Genomic DNA, 17,160 nt, shown 5'->3' with positions numbered 1-17,160 from the left:
AGCTCACCCGTTACGCGCGGGAGGTAGTGCCTGTCGACCCCTGCCCGGACGAGTTCGGACAGGCCGATGTCGCCCCAGACGTTACGCCCGTACCGCGTTCGGAGGGCCGTCGTGACCGCCCGGCCGGAGGCGGACGGGACACGGGCCGCCGTGGGCTTCCTGGGGCTGGGTGCCATGGGCCTGCCCATGGCCGGGAACCCGGCGGGAGCCGGCTTCGACGTCATCGCCTGGAACCGCAACCCCGCCCCGCTCCGGGCGACCCGCGACGCCGGTGCCCGCACGGCCGCCAGTCCGGCCGAGTGGCGGCCACCACCCGGGGCGTCGTCACGATGCTGCCCGATCTTCCGCAGGTCACCGCCGTGCTGGAGGGCCCAGACGGTCCGCTTTCCCCGGCCGTGCGGGTGATGGACATCCTGATCGTGATGGGGACCGTCTCCCCCATCGGGGTCCGGGCCCTGGCAGCGGACCTTGCCCCGCGCGGGGTACGGTCCTCGACGCGGCCGTCAGCGGCGGGGTGGCGGGGGCGGAGAAGGGCACGCTGTCGATCATGGTCGGCGTCGCGATTCGTCGTCGTCGGCGGCGCCGGCAGCCTCAAGACCCCGTCGGGCGCGGACCGGGTCGACACCCCCGACTTTCCGGCGATCTACAAGGCGGAGTCGCTCGCCCAGCGCGAGGTCCTGCGGCTGCTGCGTGCCGAGGTGACCGACCTGGACTGGACGTACATCTCCCCGGCCGACGAGATCGCCCCCGGCGACCGCACCGCCAAGTTCCAGCTCGGCGGCGACGAACTCCTCTTCGACGCGAACGGCCGCAGCTTCATCAGTGCCGAAGACTATGCCGTCGCTCTGGTCGACCAGTTGGAGAAGAAGGAGGCCATCCGCCGCCGCATCACCGTCGCCTACTGACCTGTTCCCGGGACTGCCGCCGGCCCCGTCGCGGACGTGGACAGGCCGGCCGGCGCCGATCGCCGTGAACAGAGCGGCCCCACAGGCACAGGAGGAAGGCGTGCTTCCAGTGCCTCTGTCCGTGCTGTCAGGCCTGTGCACCGTAGAGCGCGGCGAGTTCGGCGGTCACGACGGGGAGTTCGGCGCGGGCCTCCTGCGCTCCGCCCAGACCATCGACCACCCCCTCACTCGCACGAGCCGCTAAACCGTTCCAGCTGGGGCAACGGCGCGCGCACGCGACGGCGTCCGCACCGGCCAGGCCCCGGGCCTGTGTCACGTCACTCAGGCCGCCCGCGCGTCACGTCCTGGCTGATGAGGCCGTCGGCAGCACCGCCGTGACCTCCCAGCCCTGGCCGGTGGCACGGGGGCCGGTGCGCAGTTCGCCGCCGAGGGCGGTGACGCGTTCGGTGAGGCCGACGAGACCGAAGCCGCCGCCCCGCGCGGCCTGCGGGATCCGGGTGCCGCCGCGGCCGTCGTCGCGCACGGCCACCGTCAGCGCGCGGCCGTCGTGGACCAGGTCCACGGTGACCTCGTCGGCGTCGGCGGCGTGGCGGCGGACGTTGGTCAGGGTCTCCTGGACGATGCGGTAGGCGGCTGCCTGTACCTCGGGAGGGAGATCGTCGGGTACGGCGGGATCACGGTGCACGACGACCTTGGGGCCGACGGACCCGCTTTGGAAGCCCTCGACCAGGCTCGGGAGCGCCGCCAGATCGCCGAGCGGACGGTTCGTGCCGTCGGCTGCGGCGGTGTAGGCCGGGGCCTCGCGCAGCAGGCCGACGGTGCGCCGCATGGAGGCCAGGGCCTCGGTGGCGGATGTTTCGATGTTCCGCAGCACGGGACGCAGCTGGTCCGGGTCGCTGGCCATCATCTGGGCCATCTGCGTCTGGACCAGGATCCCCGTGACGTGGTGGGCGACGAAGTCGTGCAGGTCGGCGGCCATCGCGAGGCGTTCACTCCGGCGGGTCCTGTTGACCATCGCGCGGCGGCGGTGATCGAGGAAGCGCAGGTAGCCGCCCAGTCCGGCGGTCACCGTGACCGGAAACAGGAGCCCCAGCCCGATTCCTCCGGCTCCGGTGGAGTCCGTGGAAAGCCTGGCGGGCAGGATGACGACGGCCACGCCGAACAGCCCCACGAACGCCGTCGCCCACCACCCGGGGCAGGAACGGACGGCGACCAGCAACAGGTACAGCAGGGACGCCACTTCCCCCAGGCCGAACGCCATCGGCCAGTCGGTCAGGACAGCGACCACCGTCAACGCCACCGAGGCCCCGGCGGGTACGGCGATGCGCAGGGCGGGGCTGACCCACGCAGGCCGTCTGGCCGTGGGCCAGAGCACCGCGGCCAGGCACAGCGGTAGCACGGTGGCGGGCTGCAGCCACGGCGTCACGCTGTACTCGTCATGCGGTCCCAGTGCCGCCATGAGGCCCGCTTCCAGCAGATCCGTGCCGGCCGCCAAAATCATCACGACCACACAGACCGCGTACAGCCTTCTGCGCCGACGAACGCCTGGGGCGGTCGGCCCGGCGATCACGTGCCAAGAGTTCACGGCGCCAGAGTAAACATCCCGTGACCCGGCCGGATCAGCCGAACGGCCACCGCCGCCCGAGCGTGGGGCGTCGTAACAGTGTCCGAACGACCGAGGCGTTCGCGGAGTTATGCGAGGTAGGTGGGCGATGTCTCGCAGCGGTGGACGGTGCGGCTGCTCAGGCCGGTCCTGACCGCATCAGCCGCGCTCACTCCCGCAAATCGTTACCGGGGCGAACTTACGTGGACGCTACAGACTTTAACTACCGGTGCTAGTTTTTCGCGCACCCTGCAACGAAGCAGCGCGAGGAGTGCACTGTGAGCCGCTACAGAACCCGTCCGCGTTCCACGTTCAACCGCCTGACCGCCGCCGCGATCGCCACTGTGGCCTGCGTCTGTGTCAGCGCGACCCCGGTCGACGCCGCCACCGGGACCGACGCCGAACCTGTCGTGTCCCGGGGAGTCGCCATCCCGGCCTTCTACACCCCGCCCGCCCAACTACCCGCCTCCAACGGCACGTTGATCCGGCAAGAGCCCCTCCCCCTCGGGCTCTCGCTGCCCGGCCTCGACGGGCGCCCCCTGCCGGGCAAAGCCACCCGCCTGATGTACAAGTCCACCGACTCGAGCGGCCAGGCCGTCGCGGTGACCGGCGCCTACATCGAGCCGTCGGCGCAGTGGGAGGGCGACGGGCCCCGGCCCCTGGTGGCGGTGGCCTCCGGGACCATGGGCCAGGGCGACCAGTGCGCGCCCTCGTTCGCCCTGCAACACCCGCTCACCGTCAGCGGAGAGACCCTGTCCATCGCCTACGACAACCTGGCGATCTACCGTCTCCTCGCCACCGGAGCGGCCGTCGTCGTCACCGACTACGTCGGCCTGGGCGCCACCGATCGTCTGCACACCTACGTCAACCGCCTGGACGAGGCACACGCGGTGCTGGATGCCGTCCGTGCGGCGCGCGCCCTCCCCGGCACGTCCCTCACCTCCGGCTCCCGCGTCGGCCTGTACGGCTACAGCGAAGGCGGCGGCGCCAGCGCGTCGGCGGCCGAACTTCAGCCCACCTACGCGCCCGACGTCCAACTGGCCGGCACCTACTCGGGTGCGCCGCCCGCCAACCTGACCGCGACCATGAAGGGGATCGACGGGAGCGCTCTGGTCAGTGCCCTGGGCTGGTCGATCAACGGCTTCGCCCAGGCCTACCCCGAGGTGCGCACCCTCATCGAGGCGAACCTCAACGACGCCGGACGCAAGGCCCTCGCCGACACGTCGACCATGTGCGTCGGCGACGCGATCCTCCGCTACGGCTTCGCCCGGAGCACCGCGTGGACGACCAGCGGCAAATCCATCGCCGACATCATCGCCGCCGAACCCCGCGCCCAGGCCGTCCTCGACGATCAGCGCATCGGGACGCTCAAGCCGGCCGGTCCGGTCCGTGTGGCCACCGGCATCCACGACGACGTCGTTCCGCACGGCCAGGCCCGCCAACTGGCCGTGGACTGGTGCCGCAAGGGCGGCAACGTTACGTACGAGGCCGTCGACCTGCCCAACCTCGGCGACAGGATTCTCACCAACCACCTCGCCCCCCTCATCACCGACCAGGGAGCGGCGATCTCCTGGCTCACCGACCGCCTGGAGGGGAAACCGACCGCGTCCAACTGCTGGACGATGCCCTTCCAGCGCTGACCGAGTCATCCGGCGGCCCGCCCACCGCGGCGGCCGCCGGCCGAGCCGCAGCGGATGTCAAGGCATCCTCTCTTCGAAAGGCCCGTCCAATGTGGTCGCGAAGGGTTGTCGGCGCCATGTCGGGGTACCGCCCGCCCTCTTGCCCGAGCGGTGCCCCGACAGGTCCCGGGTCAGACGCGGCGGCGGGTGAAGCGCTGGTTGGGGTTGCCGGTGTAGGTCCACTGGGAGATGCGGGCGCCGTCGGCGGTCGAGTACTCCCAGACATCCATGGCCAGGCCGGACTCCCGGTTGACGAGGCTGATCACGTCACCGCCGTGATCGACCACGCGCCACTGCTGGCCGGTGGCGCCGCTGCCGGCCTGTTGGACGACGTCCGCGCCGGTCGCGGTGCCCGTGGGCTGGAGGAACAGGCCACTGTGCCGGGCCTTGACGCGGACGTGGCCGTCGCCGGCGTCCACAAATTCGAACTGCTGGTTGGAGCGACTGTTGGTGGCCCACTGGACGAGCCGGGCGCCGGCGGCGGTGGAGGCCTCGTGGATGTCGGCGGCCTTGCCGCTGTGCTGGGCCACCAGGGTGTAGGCGGCCGGGCCGCCGGGTGTGTCACCCAGCCGGGCTTCCCACCTGGTGTTGGATCCGGCCGCGTCAGCCGGGAGGCGGTCCCGTGCGGCGGTGTCGCCGTACATCGTCCAGCGGGCCCAGTCGACGACGGTCCTCGGGAAGCGCTGGTCGCTCCAGAAGCTGGTGTGGCTGCCGCCGACGAAGGTGAGGAACGCCTTCGGCCAGGTCATCTCCGAGTACGCCTGCCGGGCCGAGGAGTACGACGTGGTCGAGTCCCGGTCGCCGTGCACGAACAGGACCTTGGCCGAGACCGAGCTGGACGGGTTGCCCATGTCCACGCAGGACTGGGGGTTGGCGGAGATGATCCGGCTGTCGGGCCAGGAGGTCAGCAGACCGTGGGTGACCATGCCGCCCAGGGAGTGGCCCGAGACGCCGACGCCGATGCCGGTGTTGATGTGCCCGGCCAGCGGTCCGCTCGCGTTGAGCGCGAGGGTGTTGGTGATGATCTGCGAGACGTCCTTGGAGGTGTTGCCGTTGTTGACGTCGTTGAAGTTGTGGTTGAAGTGCGGGGCGGGGACGATGAAGCCCGCCGAGGCCAGGGCCCGGATGATGAACAGCGAGTTCTGCGGGCTGCTTCCGTAGCCGTGGGTCATGTTGTACACGGGGAAGACCCCGCCTGCGACCGGGGCGTCCGTCACCGGGTTGCCGCCGGCGGTGCCGGTGGCCGGGTAGTAGACGTAGGTGGTGCACGGGCGGCTGCCGCGGGTCCAGTTGTACCGGCGCACGCCTACCGCGAACGGCGTGGTAGGCGCCGTGGCCAGCGGCCCGGCGGCGGCCGGTGCCTGTCCTGCGCCGAGCAGGGACAGGCCCACGCCCGTCGCTCCGGCCGCGCTCATGCTGAGGAATGTCCGTCGTCGCATGGTCATGCGATGGCTCCTTGGGTGGGGGATGGGTGGAGCGTTCGGCGTTCCCAGTCGTTGCCTCGGACCGCGTGCCAGGTGGAGAGCGGAACACCACCCGCAGCGCCGGCGCGACCGGGAGGCGATGGAAGCTATGAGGTGGTCGAGTCGTGTTCGCCGCGTTTGGGAACGACGTCGATGACCGCCGTGACCGGTCCTGTGCGGGTCGTCCCGGTGACTGTCACCTCACCCGGCCTGTCGGTCGCGCCGGGCGGCAACGGCTGCCAGCGGACGGGGACACTGGTGATCCTGTTGTCGGCGGTCGTGAGCATGCGGATGGAGGAGGGCAGCCTCGGGGCGGCACCCACCACGGTGGCGGTGTAGAAGGTGTCCTGGAGGATGTGCTTGGCGCGGCTGGCGTTGAAGACGTTGATGGACGCGTGCGGCTCCCACGTGTTCGCCAGTCCGGGCACGGCCCGGAACATCGGCTGGTAGCCGGCCGGCTCCCAGACCAGCACACCTGAACCCCGGTTGTCGACCACGTCGTTGGCGGCCTGGAAGACTCTCCGGACAGCGTCCGCCTGCCCCTGAATCGTTCGCGGGTAAGGTGAGTTGGGGACCGGCGAGCCCTCACCGCCCGAGGCGGGGTAGGCGGTTTCGGCGATGTCGATCTCGTAGCCGGGATGGGTGGTGGCCATAGCGTTCAGGTTGCGATCCAGCGCCTCGGGCGTACCGTGCCACTCCGGGTAGTACGAGATGGCCAGCACATCGGGGTTCTGGCCCTTCGCCTTCACCCGGGTGAGGAACTGGTGCCAGAACTCCATGGTCTTGGCGAGCTTGTCCTTGTCGACGATCACATGTATCTCGACCTTGGATTTCGGTGACGCGTCGCGGACGGCCTTCATCCCGGCTGCGGCCAGCGTGGTGAACCGGTCCCACGCCTGGTCGTAGAGTTTCTGCTCCACCGGGTCGGTTGACCGCCAGTACTTCCACAGCAGGCCACCGCCGGGCTTGGACTGGTAGACATCCGCCTGGTCGACGAAGTACGGCGGACTCGTCGTGCCGATGTGGGCCGCCTCGCTGCCGTACATGAAGCCATTGATGATCTCGTTGCCGACGGCCACCTTCTCCGGCGTGGTGCCCTGCTGCTTCAACCGCTTCAGGTAGTCGGCGGTGTAGTCGTACACGGCCTGGGACAGGTCCGCGAACTCCAGCTCGGCCCAGGCGCGTGGCTTTGGTTGCTTGCTCGGGTCCGCCCATGAGTCCGCGTAGTGGAAGTCGATCCCCAGGCCCATGCCCCGCTGCTTGATCCGCTTGGCTGAGACCAGTGAGCGATCCGGACCCTGGCGCGGTATCGGCGTCGGTTGACCGGTGCTCTCGCTGCGCGGCTCGTTGAATATCCGCAGCCGGGTGTGCTGCATGCCGCGATCCTTGGCCACGTCGAGCAGGTGGGGCCCGGCGCCGCGGTCCTGGGCCAGGGGGTCGACCCAGTACTGCTGGTCCTGGACGTCGTCCATCCAGGACAGATCGGCGCCCAGGGTGAGGTCGTCGCGCAGGTAGTTGAAGACCTGGAGCTCGCTGACACCAGCCCGGGCACGGTCCTGCCCACCTGTGAACACCAGCCGGACGAAGCGCGTTCCCGGCCGGGTGAACAGGTGCACCTCCCCCCGCGACACGGCTCGGTTACGGGACCTGTCGGCGATGGTCTTCCACCGGCGACCGTCGGATGAGGCCTCGACGACGTACCGGTGGGCCACGCCGCGGTCCGGGAACATCACCTTGACCTTACGCAGGTTGTCGTAGGAGCCACCGAGGTCGACGGTGAGCCACTGCCGCGCGCCGGCACGACCGGGCTGCCAGGACGTCGTCGGGTCTCCGTCGATGGCCAGTCCGGCGTTCGACGAGCCGTCGCCGGCTGTCGCCGAGGCCCAGTCCTTGGCAGCGATATTGCTTTCGATCGGCTTGATGTCCGCGGTTCCGAAGGTCGCATGGGCCGGCGTGGGCACCATGAGTAACGTCGCGGACACCATGGTGACCAACGTCGTCGTGCCCGCGATGACGCGGGGCAGCCGCTTGCTGCTCATGTCCTTCTCCTGACGATGTGACGTACCTGCGCCACGTGCTGTTCCGCACGCGGTCGGCTGTCGTTCTCATGTGGCATTGCTCGGAGCGCAGCCCACCCGTGGTCACGCCGGTGCCGTGGTCTCAAGGACGCGACCCCGCACGCTCTGCCGGTCGAAGAGACCGGCAGAGCGCGGGATGTCAGCCGGTCGCGGCACCGACATCGAGGTAGTCGACGTTGGGCAGTCCGGCTGCCGTGGTCGGATCCAACCGGATGGTGTTGCTGCCGGCGTTCAGCGGGACGGTCACGGTCTTGGTCGACCACGTCGTCCACGCACCGGTGGACTCGAACGAAACCGTCCCCACCGTGGATCCGTTGACGACCAGGTTCGCCGGCCTCGCACCGCTGGTGGAACCATTGGCGAAGCGGACCGCCACCGTCGCCGTACCGGCGGTCGCCGGGGTCACCGTGAACTGCGCGAAGGCCCCCGCGGCGGCAGTGCCGTCGCAGAACCCGCTACCGGAATAGCCCGCGTGATTCGAGTCGATCGTGCCCTGGCACTGGGCCGGCGCGGTCTCTGCCTCGTAGCGTTGCCCCACCGGTGATGGCGTGTCGGCAGAGGTCTTGACCAGTGAGAGTTGGTCGACGGTGACGCCGCCCGAACCCGACGCCCGCACGGTGACGGTGGCGGCCCCGCTGGGCAGCGCGATGCCGGTGAGCTCGCGCTTGGCCCAGCCGCTCGACGACGGGATGCCGAGGGTGCGTTGGCTGCCGTTGGCGCCGGTGATCACGACCTGTCCGGCGCTGCCCCGAGCGTGCAGGGACAGGGTGTAGGTGCCTGCGGGCACCGACGCGATCCGCTGCTCGACGCCGCCGCTGTTGCTCACCTGGAGGGCGAAGCGAGACCCGTTCACACCACCGTTGACGTTGGTCACCGAACCGCCGAGGTTCCGCCATCCGCGCACACTGGAGACGATGATGCGGTCGGCCTGGATGTCCGGGTTGAGGATGTAGTTGTTCGCCGGCCCGACACGCCACTCGCCGGTCGTGGCGTTGAACTGCCACTGGCTCACCGAGTGGAACTGCGGCCTCGCGCCGGACTTGGTGATCGGCACCCACTGGTTGTACCCGATGCCGTTCCAGGCGAAGTCGGCCCAGCGGTCGCCGGCGTAGATCACCGTGTTCTGCTTGGTGCCCTTGACCGTCACGAAGAACCCGGTCTGGGTCACGTGGCTGTAGTCCATCTCGGTGCCGGCAAGGACGTACTCGCTGCTGTACGAGCCCTGAACGTTGCTGCTGGTCGACTCATTGACGTAGTTGACCGAGGTGTTCCAGCCGTGCAGGTCCGACGCCGCGTGGTAGTACTTGCCGTCGAGCTTGAACATGGCGTTGCCCTCGCGACCGGCGCCGCGGCGGATCTCCACGCCTGGCTCGATCCGCAGCGAGTCGGACTCCCGGAACTTGGCCACGAAGCCGCGCGACCGTCCTTCGCGGTTGGAGAAGATCAGGTAGTCCTTGCCGTTGTCGTCGGTGAAGACGGTCTGATCCCCGGTGCCGGTCGTGGGCGAGTTGGTGATCTGGGTCTGGAAGTAGCCGTAGTCGAAGGTGTCGGTGGGTGAGTCGCCCTGCAGCAGCAGAACGCCGTGCCCGCCCCTGCCCGTGTGCCACATCTGCACGGCGAGCACGTACTTGCCGGTGTTCTCGTTGTACGAGACGCCGAGCCGCCCGACCCAGCCCGCACCACCCAGGTTGGCGCCGCTGCCCACGCCGGTGGAGCGCGTCGCGACCCGGTTCTCGAACTTCCAGTTCACCAGGTCCTTGGACGAGTACACGGGGATCGAGACGAAGCTGACGTTGCCGTCGTACTTCCTCGTCGGATTGGCCCGGTAGAGCTCGGCGCCGGTGTAGTGCACGCCGTACCAGTAGTAGGTGTCGCCGAACTTGAAGACCCCACCGCCCTGCGAATAGATGGGGTTGCCGCTGGTGTCGTTCCAGAAGGTGTTGTTCGTGATGGTCTGGAACGTGCCCTCGTCGGCGGCCTTCAGATCGGCGGCGGCGGTCATCAGTGCCGTCTTCGCGTCGGCGACCTCCGACGTGGTGGCCGACGTGTCGTCGGCGACATCGGCCGCGGTGGTCAACGCCTTGGCGAAGGGTTTCCAGGAGTCAGCCGTGTACTTCGACGGAGTGCGGGTCTGGTAGTCGGACACCAGGTACTCGAGGCCGCGCTCCTTCACCGGTTCTGCAGCAGCACCCTGGCCCTGGGGCACCGTCGCCGGTGTCCGCGTTGCCTGCGTCTGTGTTGCCTGTGTCCGCGTTGCAGGTGTCTCCGCCACCGCGGTGCTCTGCGAGAGCGGTGCCGCTAACGCCAGGGACAACAACGCCGCGGCGGCCAACTTCCAGTACTTCGAAACGACACGCGGTCTTTGCCTCAAGATGTCACCTTCCATCGTTCTCAAAGGCGCCGAGGTCCGGCGCACTTCCGCTGAAGGGCAGTCCCACGTCGGTGCCCTTGTCGATCAGGGCACTGTTCGCCGCGGGACGGAGGTGGGGCAGCACGGGCAGGCTCCCGTCGGTCTGACGGGGCGCGTCCCAGCCGGACGTCGACACACTCCGGAACTGGGAGTCCGACAGGGGGACGCCGAGGTTCCAGGAGTTGTACGCGGCGTTCGTGCCGGTCATGTACGACGTCGGCGTTCCGGTGTAGGCGATGTTGTTGCGCAGGTTGCCCCGGCCGACGGCGGCGCCGCTCGAGGTGACGCCACGCATGTTGAAGTTGGGGTGGTTTCCGTAGCCGGTGTTGTTGAAGAAGTCGTTGGCGACCGGGTGGTGGTTGGCGTAGAAACCGGCCGCCTTGTTGAGGAACGCCACCGAGAAGCGGACGGTGTGCTTCGGCGCGTTGGCTTCGTAGTCGCCCCCGTAGCCGCCCGACTTGAAGCCGGCTCCGTTGCCGGAGGGGGTCGTCGTCCCCGGCACGTACCCGTTGCGCCAGGCCCACGAGTTCTCGATGAGCACGGGCGAGTAGGTGGAGATGAGGTCGAACCCGTCATCGGCGTTCCACCACGCGCGGCAACCCCGGAACACGTTCGCGGCGCGGCCGGCCGGCGTGTAATGCGCACCGAACCCGTCGGCGTTCTCGCCGGGCCCGTCATTGCTGCGCAGGTCGTAGTTGTCGTGCGAGTCCGAGTTGAGGACGAGGTTGCCGCCCCCGCCGTTGATGAACAGGCCGGTGCCCATGTGATGGTGGCTGTTGATCTGCTCGAAGACGCCGTTGCTGCCGGAGATCCAGATGCCCCAGGACTCGGCGTTCCGGTTGTTGTTCTGCGGAACGCCCTTGACTTCCAGTCCTTTGAGGTGGATCCAGCTGCCGGTGACGTTGAAGCCCTTGATACGGCAGTTGTCCGTCATCCGCGAGAAGTCGAAGACCGGTTTCTCGCCCGGGTGGGCCCAGTACCGGATCGGGTTGCCCGAGCTTCCGCTCTTGTTCAGTGTGATCGCGTCGACTCTGGCGGACTGGCTGGAGCAGGCGCTGTTCGCTCGGGTGTAGGTGTAGGTGCCGCCCCGGAGGTAGACCGTGTCACCCGCCTTGGCGACGGACTGCGCACGGGCGATCGATGCCCACGGAGCGGCCTGCGTACCCGCTGCGCCGTCATTCCCGTTCGGGGCGACGTAGTAGGTGTTTCCGGCCGCCGCACCGCTCGCGGACGCCGAGCCGGGGACGATCGCGATGGAACTCGCCGTGACCACCGAGAGCAGGAGGGCAGGGGTGACGAACTTCGCGGTTCTCACAGCGTCAGCTCCCGGAGTAGGTGATGTTCGGCCGGAGTGGCCGGGTCATGCCGGCACCGAGGAAGTAGTCGACGTGGTGGGACTGCATGTATCCCTTGAACGTCATGGCGTTGCGGTAGGCGGGGTTGTGCGCGAGCGTGTACAGCCGTGTGCTCGTCGGGCGATCGGTGGTGAAGATGATCAGCTGGTTGTGGCTCGCGTTGGTGTACACGGCTTCCTCACGCCAGTCGCCGAGGATGTCGCCGTAGAAGGTGGGCTGGACGTCCTGGCTCGCGTCGACCGCTCCGTAGTTCGAGGTGGTGAGCAGCCGTGTCAGGCTGTTGCTGGGCTTGGGGTTGTTCGGGTCCCACTTCTCGAACTTGCCGTCGTTGAGCAGCTCCATCGTGAGGTCGCCGTCCCACCACAGGCCCAACTGCGGCCAGGGACGCAGCGAGGTGTTCGGTTCGGTGAGGCGGTTGGCGGGTGCGTTGTAGAGGCCTGAGAAGGACCAGACCTCCATGCCGGGGAACCGCGGGTCGATGTCGCCGGCCATGCCGCGTCCCACGTCGGCGGTGCCCGAGGCGGTGTGCCGCCAGATGATGGAGCCGTTGGCGGCGTCGTAGTAGTACTCGCGCAGACCGCTGGGGTTGTCCTGCTGGACTCCATAGCCCTGCAGGCCCGGGCGGTTGGGGTCCATCTTGGCGATGTGGAAGCGGTCGCCGTGGATGACGCCCGCCGGGCCCAGGGAGTACCGCAGGGTGCCGTCGCCGTTGAGCACGAACCCGATCTCGGCGACCTCGTCGGTCCCGTCGCCGTCGACGTCGATGGCGCGGGTGTTGTGCCCGTCGGGTGTGTTCTGGTTGCCGCGCAGCCACTTCCACTGCTGGGTCAGGGACTGGCCGGTGAACTGCCAGGCGCCCATCATGAGGTTGAATGCCCCGTTGCCCCTGCGGTTCTTCATGAAGGCGACCAGACTGGGCCGGGAACCGTCGAGGTAGCCCACACCGAACCGGGCGTACATCGGGCCGTCCGCCAGGTAGTCCGTCGGCACGGGAGCGGTCGCGCGGGGCGCCCCGGTCATGCCGTCGAGGATCGCGATGAACTGGCGGTTGTTGTCGCTGTGGGTGAAGGTGGTGCCGTTGCCGAAGCGGACGCCGTTGGCGATCCGCACGGCGACCTCTGCGCGGCCGTCGCTGTCGAAGTCGTAGACGGTCACGCCGTCGTTGTGTCCGACGTCGATGGTGGACGATCCGCCTTCGATGTTGTTCTGGTTGGTGCTGTTCGGGCCCATGTTGACCGACCAGAGGAGCTGACCGTCGCGCCGGTATGCCTCGAGCGTCTGCGGCGATGTCTGGCGATCCAGGACGAAGTCGTACTCACCGTCGCCGTCGAGGTCGCCGACCCAGACGAACTTCACCGGGCCACCGGCGCGCAGTGGTATGCGAAGGGCCGGCTCGACGGCGTGGTTGGCCGTCAGGGTGAAGGCGCCGCTCGGTGGCTGCTCCACGCCGTTGATCACGGGCCGTACCCGGTAGCTGTTCGACCGGGTCAAGTCGGCCGTGGAGTCGGTGAAGTTGGTGCCTTGGGTCAGGACCGCGGAGTTGAGCTTGACCTCCTGGCCTCCGGCAGTGGACCGGTAGACGTTGAACCCGATGCCGTCCGGATCGAGTCCCAGCAGCCGCCAGGAGACGAGAACACTGGTGTTGCTCGACCGCACGGCCACGACACCCCGGCCGAGGTTCTCCATCGGTCTGGCGGCCGCCGCCGCGACGCCGTCCGTCGGCGTCGCGGCACCCGCGTCGACCGCGAGCGTCGTAGCCGCGACGGACAGGAGTAGGGCTGTTGTTCCGGCTAACGAGACCTTGATGGAACGTTTCATGGATCCTCCCGGGCAGGGCAGGGGCAGGGCTCGTGCCTGCCTGAAGAACTCGATGCAGGTGCGGAGACTGCTTTTCGAAAGGGGCCGACCATGCGCGTGCCTCTTCAGAACTTCATGGCGCCGGCGGCCAGGTTGGCGATGAAGTGGCGCGAGCCGATCAGGAAGACCCCGATCAGCGGGATCACCGACATGAGCGCTCCGGCGATGACCATCGACTGGTCGGTGGTGTAGACGCCGTTCAGCTGCTGCACGGCCACCTGTAGCGTCACCTTGCCCGGGTCGGTCATCACGATCAGTGGCCACAGGTAGTCGTTCCAGACGTGGAAGAAGGTGAAGATCCCCAGGAACGCCAGCCCCGGGCGAAGCACCGGCAGCCCCACCGTCCACCACTGGCGGAAGAACCCGGCCCCGTCGACCCTCGACGCCTGGATCAGCTCGTCGGCGATCGCCCCCTGCGCGTACTGGCGCATCCAGAAGATCCCGAACGCGTTGGCCGCACCGGGGATGATCAGCGCCTTGAGCGAACCGACCCAGCCGAGCCAGGCCAGGGTGACGAACTGCGGCACCAGCGCCAGCTGCATCGGGATCATGAAGGTGGCCAGCACGATCCAGAACAGCACCCTGCGCCCGGGGAAGTCGTACTTGGCGAAGGCGAAGGCGGCCAGTGAGTCGAAGAGCAGCACCAGGAACGTCGCGGCTGTGGCGGCCACGACGGTGACGCCCATCGACCCCCAGAAGTCGATCCCGTCGAACACCTTGTTCATGTTCTCCCACAGGTGGGAGCCGGGGATCAGCTTGGGCGGGTAGGCGAAGATGTCCCCGGTGGTGTTCGAGGCCATCACGAACATCCAGTAGAACGGGAAGATCGTGATCAGCACGCCGAACATCAGCATGACGTGGCCCAGGATCGTCCGGACTCGGGCGGCCGTTTCAGCGCGCACGGGACCTCCCCTTCCCCTTCTTCTTCCCCTTGCCGGTGCCGGTCGCGTCCTCGCTGCGGCCGGCGACCAGCCGCCAGTTGATGATGGAGAACGCCGCGATCAGGATGAACAGCGCCCAGCCGATGGCCGCGCCGTAGCCGAACCGGTTGAAGATGAACGCCTGCTGGTAGAGGTAGAGCACGATGGTGGTGGCCTCGCCGCCGGGCCCGCCGATGTTCCCGCTGTCGTCCGGGAACATCACCTGCGGTTCGGTGAACAACTGCAGCCCGCCGATGGTGGAGGTGATGACGACGAAGAGGATCACCGGGCGGAGCATCGGGATGGTGATCCGGAAGAACGTCTGGCGGTTGCTGGCGCCGTCGACCCTGGCCGCCTCGTACACGTCGCTGGAGATGGCCTGCAGGCCGGCCAGGCAGATGATGGTGTTGTAGCCGAGCCACCGCCAGATGGTGATCGCGGCGACGGAGACCTTCATCGCCCACGGGTCGGACAGCCAGCCGACCTCGCCGGCGTTGATCGCCCGCAGCATGCTGTTGAGCAGCCCGGAGCTGTCGCTGAAGACCGAGCCGAGCACGATGGTCATCGCCACGATCGAGGTGACGTTCGGGACGAAGTAGGCCATCCGGTAGAACGCCTTGAACCGCACGGTGGTGTGCAGCGCGTAGGCGATGACCAGCGCCAGGAAGACCATCGGGACGGTGGCCAGGACCCAGATGATCAGGGTGTTGGCGATCGACTGCCAGAAGTCGGGGTCGGTGACCAGGTACTCGTAGTTCTCCCAGCCGATCGACTTCATGTCTCCGATGCCGTCCCAGGACATGAACGACAGGTAGATGGAGAAGGCGACCGGGAAGACGCCGAAGACGGCGAAGAGGAGGAAGAACGGGGACACCGCGGCGTACATCGGCCAGTAGCGGCGCCAGCCGGGCTGCGGCCTGGATCCGTCCGGCGGCGGCTTGACGGCGTTCCCGCGCAGCTTGCCGGCGCTCCCGCGCAGGGTCTCGGTGAAGCTCATGTCAGAGCACCCCTTCGCGGGTCAGCTCGCGCTCGATGGCGTCCTGGGCGTCCTTCCAGGCCGCCTCGACGCTCTTGCCGGCGTCTATGTTGGCCATCTCGTCGAACATGACGGGGTCGATCACCCGGTCGTACGGGCTCCGGTAGACGGTCTTGACCTGCCGGGCCGACTCGCCGAACACCTCGATGGTGCGCTGCCCGCCGTAGAAGGGCCGCGGCTCGCGCATCGCCGGCATGGCGAAGGAGCGCGGAGAGGACGGGAAGAGCGACATCTCCGTGAACGCCTTGACCTGGTTCTCCGGGGACTGCAACCAGGTGATGAACGCGTAGGCCGCCTCTGGATCCTTGGAGTACTTCGTGATCGCCAGGAAGGAGCCGCCCTGATTGCCGGCGCCGCCGGGCGGGTCGGTGACCCGCCACTTGCCCTCGGTGTCCGGCGCGGCCGCCTCCGGAAAGGCGAGGCCCCACCACGCTGCGCCGATGGCGACCGCCTGGCGGCCGCTGGTGACCACGCCCTCCACGTCGTTGGAGCCGTCCAGGGCACCGGCCGACAGGCCCTCCTTGGACACCCGGTAGCCCAGTTCGAAGATCTCGCGGATCTCGTCGCGGTCCCCGATGTACCGGCCGTCCTCGGTCAGGTACCTGCTGCCCAGCTGGCCGATCCGGACGTCCCAGATCTGCCTGAGGTGGGGGCAGATCACCGCCCGCTCCTGCGACTTCTGCAGCTCCTTGCCCAGGGCAATGAAGCCGTCCCAGTCCGGGGCCCGGGCGGCCAGCTCCTCCGGGTCGGTAGTGATCCCGGCCTCCTTGAGCACGTCGGTGCGGTAGAACAGCGCGGTGGGGCCGGTGTCCATGGGGAACGCGATCATCCGGCCCTCGGGCGTGATGCACTGGTTCCACTTCCAGTCCAGGTACCGGCTCTTCAGCTCGGCCGCGCCGAAGTCGTTCAGGTCGACGAACACGTCCTGGTTGGGGAAGAAGGTGGCCACGTCGGAGTTGATGCCAATGATGTCCGGCACCATGGACTTGCCGGCGAGCGTGGTGCGCACCTTGGTGTTGTAGTTGCCGCCGATTTTCGTGCGGCTGACCCGGAAGCCCTCGGCCCCGGGAATGCCCTTGGTCTCGGCCCGGGCGACCAGCTCGTCGCTGACCGACCGGTCCCAGGTCCAGAACGTGATCTCATCAGAGCCGCCGAGCGAGCGCTGCGACCCGCAGCCGGCCAGCCCGAACCCTCCGGCGGCCGCTCCGGCCCCCAGCGCAAGAAGCCGCCTTCGTGACACTGCCATGGGCGCGTGCACCACCTTCCGAGCGAGCGGCCCACCCTCTGATCGCTCCAGTGGTGACCGAACAGACATCGCGAACGGCTGCTCTGGTTGAACAGGGGTCGGCGTTCTTGAGGATGCTCAGCGTTGCCGCCGACGGACGAAGTGGCCGCGCAGCTCCGTGTCCGTCAGGCCGGGGCGGCCGACCTCCGGTATGCCCCGGCCATAGCGGGCGTCCTGCGCGTGCCCGGGCTGCGTTGGCCATCCGTAACTCACGCATGGAGATGCCTCCTGTCGCCACTGATGCGGAGGTACAAAGGCCCGAGGCGTAGAGGAGCGATGCATGCGATCTGCTCTGTGCGCGCCTCACTGACTGTGAACGCTCCCACACCGCTTCGAATGACAGAAGAGTCGCGATCGGACCCTCATCTGTCAATCACTGCGACCCAAATCCCTTTGAACTCAGGGTCGGACCGCCGGGCGTCAGCCGTGGCTGTGACCGATACCAGCGCTCATGCCGGCGATCGTATGGGCACTGATGTCCAGGTGCGGACCGTCCGCGGACCGGGCCGCCACCGAACGGACATGCTCCTGAGCCGGGTGGGCCAGACCGTCGTACACCGCGACGCACA

At 68.4% G+C, this 17,160-nt stretch carries 11 protein-coding genes and 3 pseudogenes; 3 read left to right on the top strand and 11 right to left on the bottom strand.

Annotation, left to right across the window (positions count from 1 at the left end):
* Positions 1–66 precede the first annotated feature (66 nt).
* A pseudogene (locus tag ACIBNA_RS24865) lies at positions 67–973 on the top strand (NAD(P)-dependent oxidoreductase).
* A 32-nt stretch (positions 974–1,005) separates the two neighbouring features.
* Positions 1,006–1,149 (top strand): hypothetical protein, encoded by a 144-nt coding sequence (locus ACIBNA_RS24860; protein ID WP_399167329.1) that lies wholly within the window; start codon positions 1,006–1,008, stop codon positions 1,147–1,149.
* A 93-nt stretch (positions 1,150–1,242) separates the two neighbouring features.
* On the opposite strand, the gene ACIBNA_RS24855 is transcribed toward ACIBNA_RS24860, so the two are convergent.
* Entirely contained in the window at positions 1,243–2,490 is a 1,248-nt protein-coding gene (locus ACIBNA_RS24855; RefSeq protein ID WP_399167328.1) for a histidine kinase, read from the bottom strand.
* 296 nt (positions 2,491–2,786) lie between these two features.
* On the opposite strand from ACIBNA_RS24855, the gene ACIBNA_RS24850 reads away from it, so the two are divergent.
* The gene (locus tag ACIBNA_RS24850) at positions 2,787–4,148 is read left to right on the top strand and encodes a lipase family protein (RefSeq protein WP_399167327.1); all 1,362 of its coding nucleotides are present in this window, start codon (positions 2,787–2,789) and stop codon (positions 4,146–4,148) included.
* Positions 4,149–4,318: 170 nt separating this feature from the next.
* On the opposite strand, the gene ACIBNA_RS24845 is transcribed toward ACIBNA_RS24850, so the two are convergent.
* The 10 genes and pseudogenes from ACIBNA_RS24845 to ACIBNA_RS24800 all read right to left on the bottom strand — a co-directional run bounded on the left by ACIBNA_RS24845 (position 4,319) and on the right by ACIBNA_RS24800 (position 16,804).
* Complete coding sequence (locus ACIBNA_RS24845; RefSeq protein ID WP_399167326.1) at positions 4,319–5,632, bottom strand: RICIN domain-containing protein; 1,314 nt, start codon at positions 5,630–5,632, stop codon at positions 4,319–4,321.
* Between the two features lie 125 nt (positions 5,633–5,757).
* Positions 5,758–7,689: a glycosyl hydrolase 53 family protein gene (locus ACIBNA_RS24840; RefSeq protein ID WP_399167325.1), complete on the bottom strand. Its 1,932-nt coding sequence runs from the start codon at positions 7,687–7,689 to the stop codon at positions 5,758–5,760.
* Positions 7,690–7,876: 187 nt separating this feature from the next.
* Positions 7,877–8,299 (bottom strand): annotated as a pseudogene (locus ACIBNA_RS24835) (carbohydrate-binding protein); the annotation flags it as partial.
* A gap of 639 nt (positions 8,300–8,938) precedes the next feature.
* Positions 8,939–9,730 (bottom strand): annotated as a pseudogene (locus tag ACIBNA_RS24830) (family 43 glycosylhydrolase); the annotation flags it as partial.
* A 373-nt stretch (positions 9,731–10,103) separates the two neighbouring features.
* Positions 10,104–11,453 (bottom strand): right-handed parallel beta-helix repeat-containing protein, encoded by a 1,350-nt coding sequence (locus ACIBNA_RS24825; RefSeq protein WP_399167324.1) that lies wholly within the window; start codon positions 11,451–11,453, stop codon positions 10,104–10,106.
* Positions 11,454–11,457: 4 nt separating this feature from the next.
* Positions 11,458–13,311, bottom strand: coding sequence for a hypothetical protein (locus tag ACIBNA_RS24820; protein ID WP_399167323.1), 1,854 nt, complete (start codon positions 13,309–13,311; stop codon positions 11,458–11,460).
* 104 nt (positions 13,312–13,415) lie between these two features.
* Positions 13,416–14,204, bottom strand: a complete 789-nt coding sequence (locus ACIBNA_RS24815; protein ID WP_399167432.1) for a carbohydrate ABC transporter permease — start codon at positions 14,202–14,204, stop codon at positions 13,416–13,418.
* A gap of 37 nt (positions 14,205–14,241) precedes the next feature.
* Positions 14,242–15,267, bottom strand: coding sequence for a carbohydrate ABC transporter permease (locus ACIBNA_RS24810; RefSeq protein WP_399167322.1), 1,026 nt, complete (start codon positions 15,265–15,267; stop codon positions 14,242–14,244).
* Position 15,268: 1 nt separating this feature from the next.
* A complete protein-coding gene (locus tag ACIBNA_RS24805; protein WP_399167321.1) occupies positions 15,269–16,552 on the bottom strand; it encodes an ABC transporter substrate-binding protein in 1,284 nt (427 codons plus the stop codon).
* Positions 16,553–16,669: 117 nt separating this feature from the next.
* Positions 16,670–16,804 carry a hypothetical protein gene (locus tag ACIBNA_RS24800; protein ID WP_399167320.1) on the bottom strand — a complete coding sequence of 45 codons (135 nt, stop codon included), beginning with the start codon at positions 16,802–16,804 and terminating at the stop codon, positions 16,670–16,672.
* Between the last annotated feature and the right edge of the window lie 356 nt (positions 16,805–17,160).

Source organism: Streptomyces sp. NPDC050164 (genome assembly GCF_044459945.1).
Taxonomy (GTDB): Bacteria; Actinomycetota; Actinomycetes; order Streptomycetales; family Streptomycetaceae; genus Streptomyces; species Streptomyces coeruleorubidus_A.
The sequence above is the reverse complement of the archived record's forward strand: the minus strand, read 5'-3'. Positions and strand labels throughout refer to the sequence as shown.

What these genes read in the sequence shown, in the direction of transcription:
- ACIBNA_RS24845 (WP_399167326.1), bottom strand. Translation starts at nt 5,632, where the DNA reads ATGACCATGCGACGACGGACATTCCTCAGCATGAGCGCGGCCGGAGCG.
- ACIBNA_RS24840 (WP_399167325.1), bottom strand. Translation starts at nt 7,689, where the DNA reads ATGAGCAGCAAGCGGCTGCCCCGCGTCATCGCGGGCACGACGACGTTG.
- ACIBNA_RS24820 (WP_399167323.1), bottom strand. Translation starts at nt 13,311, where the DNA reads ATGAAACGTTCCATCAAGGTCTCGTTAGCCGGAACAACAGCCCTACTC.
- ACIBNA_RS24815 (WP_399167432.1), bottom strand. Translation starts at nt 14,204, where the DNA reads ATGCTGATGTTCGGCGTGCTGATCACGATCTTCCCGTTCTACTGGATG.
- ACIBNA_RS24810 (WP_399167322.1), bottom strand. Translation starts at nt 15,267, where the DNA reads ATGAGCTTCACCGAGACCCTGCGCGGGAGCGCCGGCAAGCTGCGCGGG.
- ACIBNA_RS24805 (WP_399167321.1), bottom strand. Translation starts at nt 16,552, where the DNA reads ATGGCAGTGTCACGAAGGCGGCTTCTTGCGCTGGGGGCCGGAGCGGCC.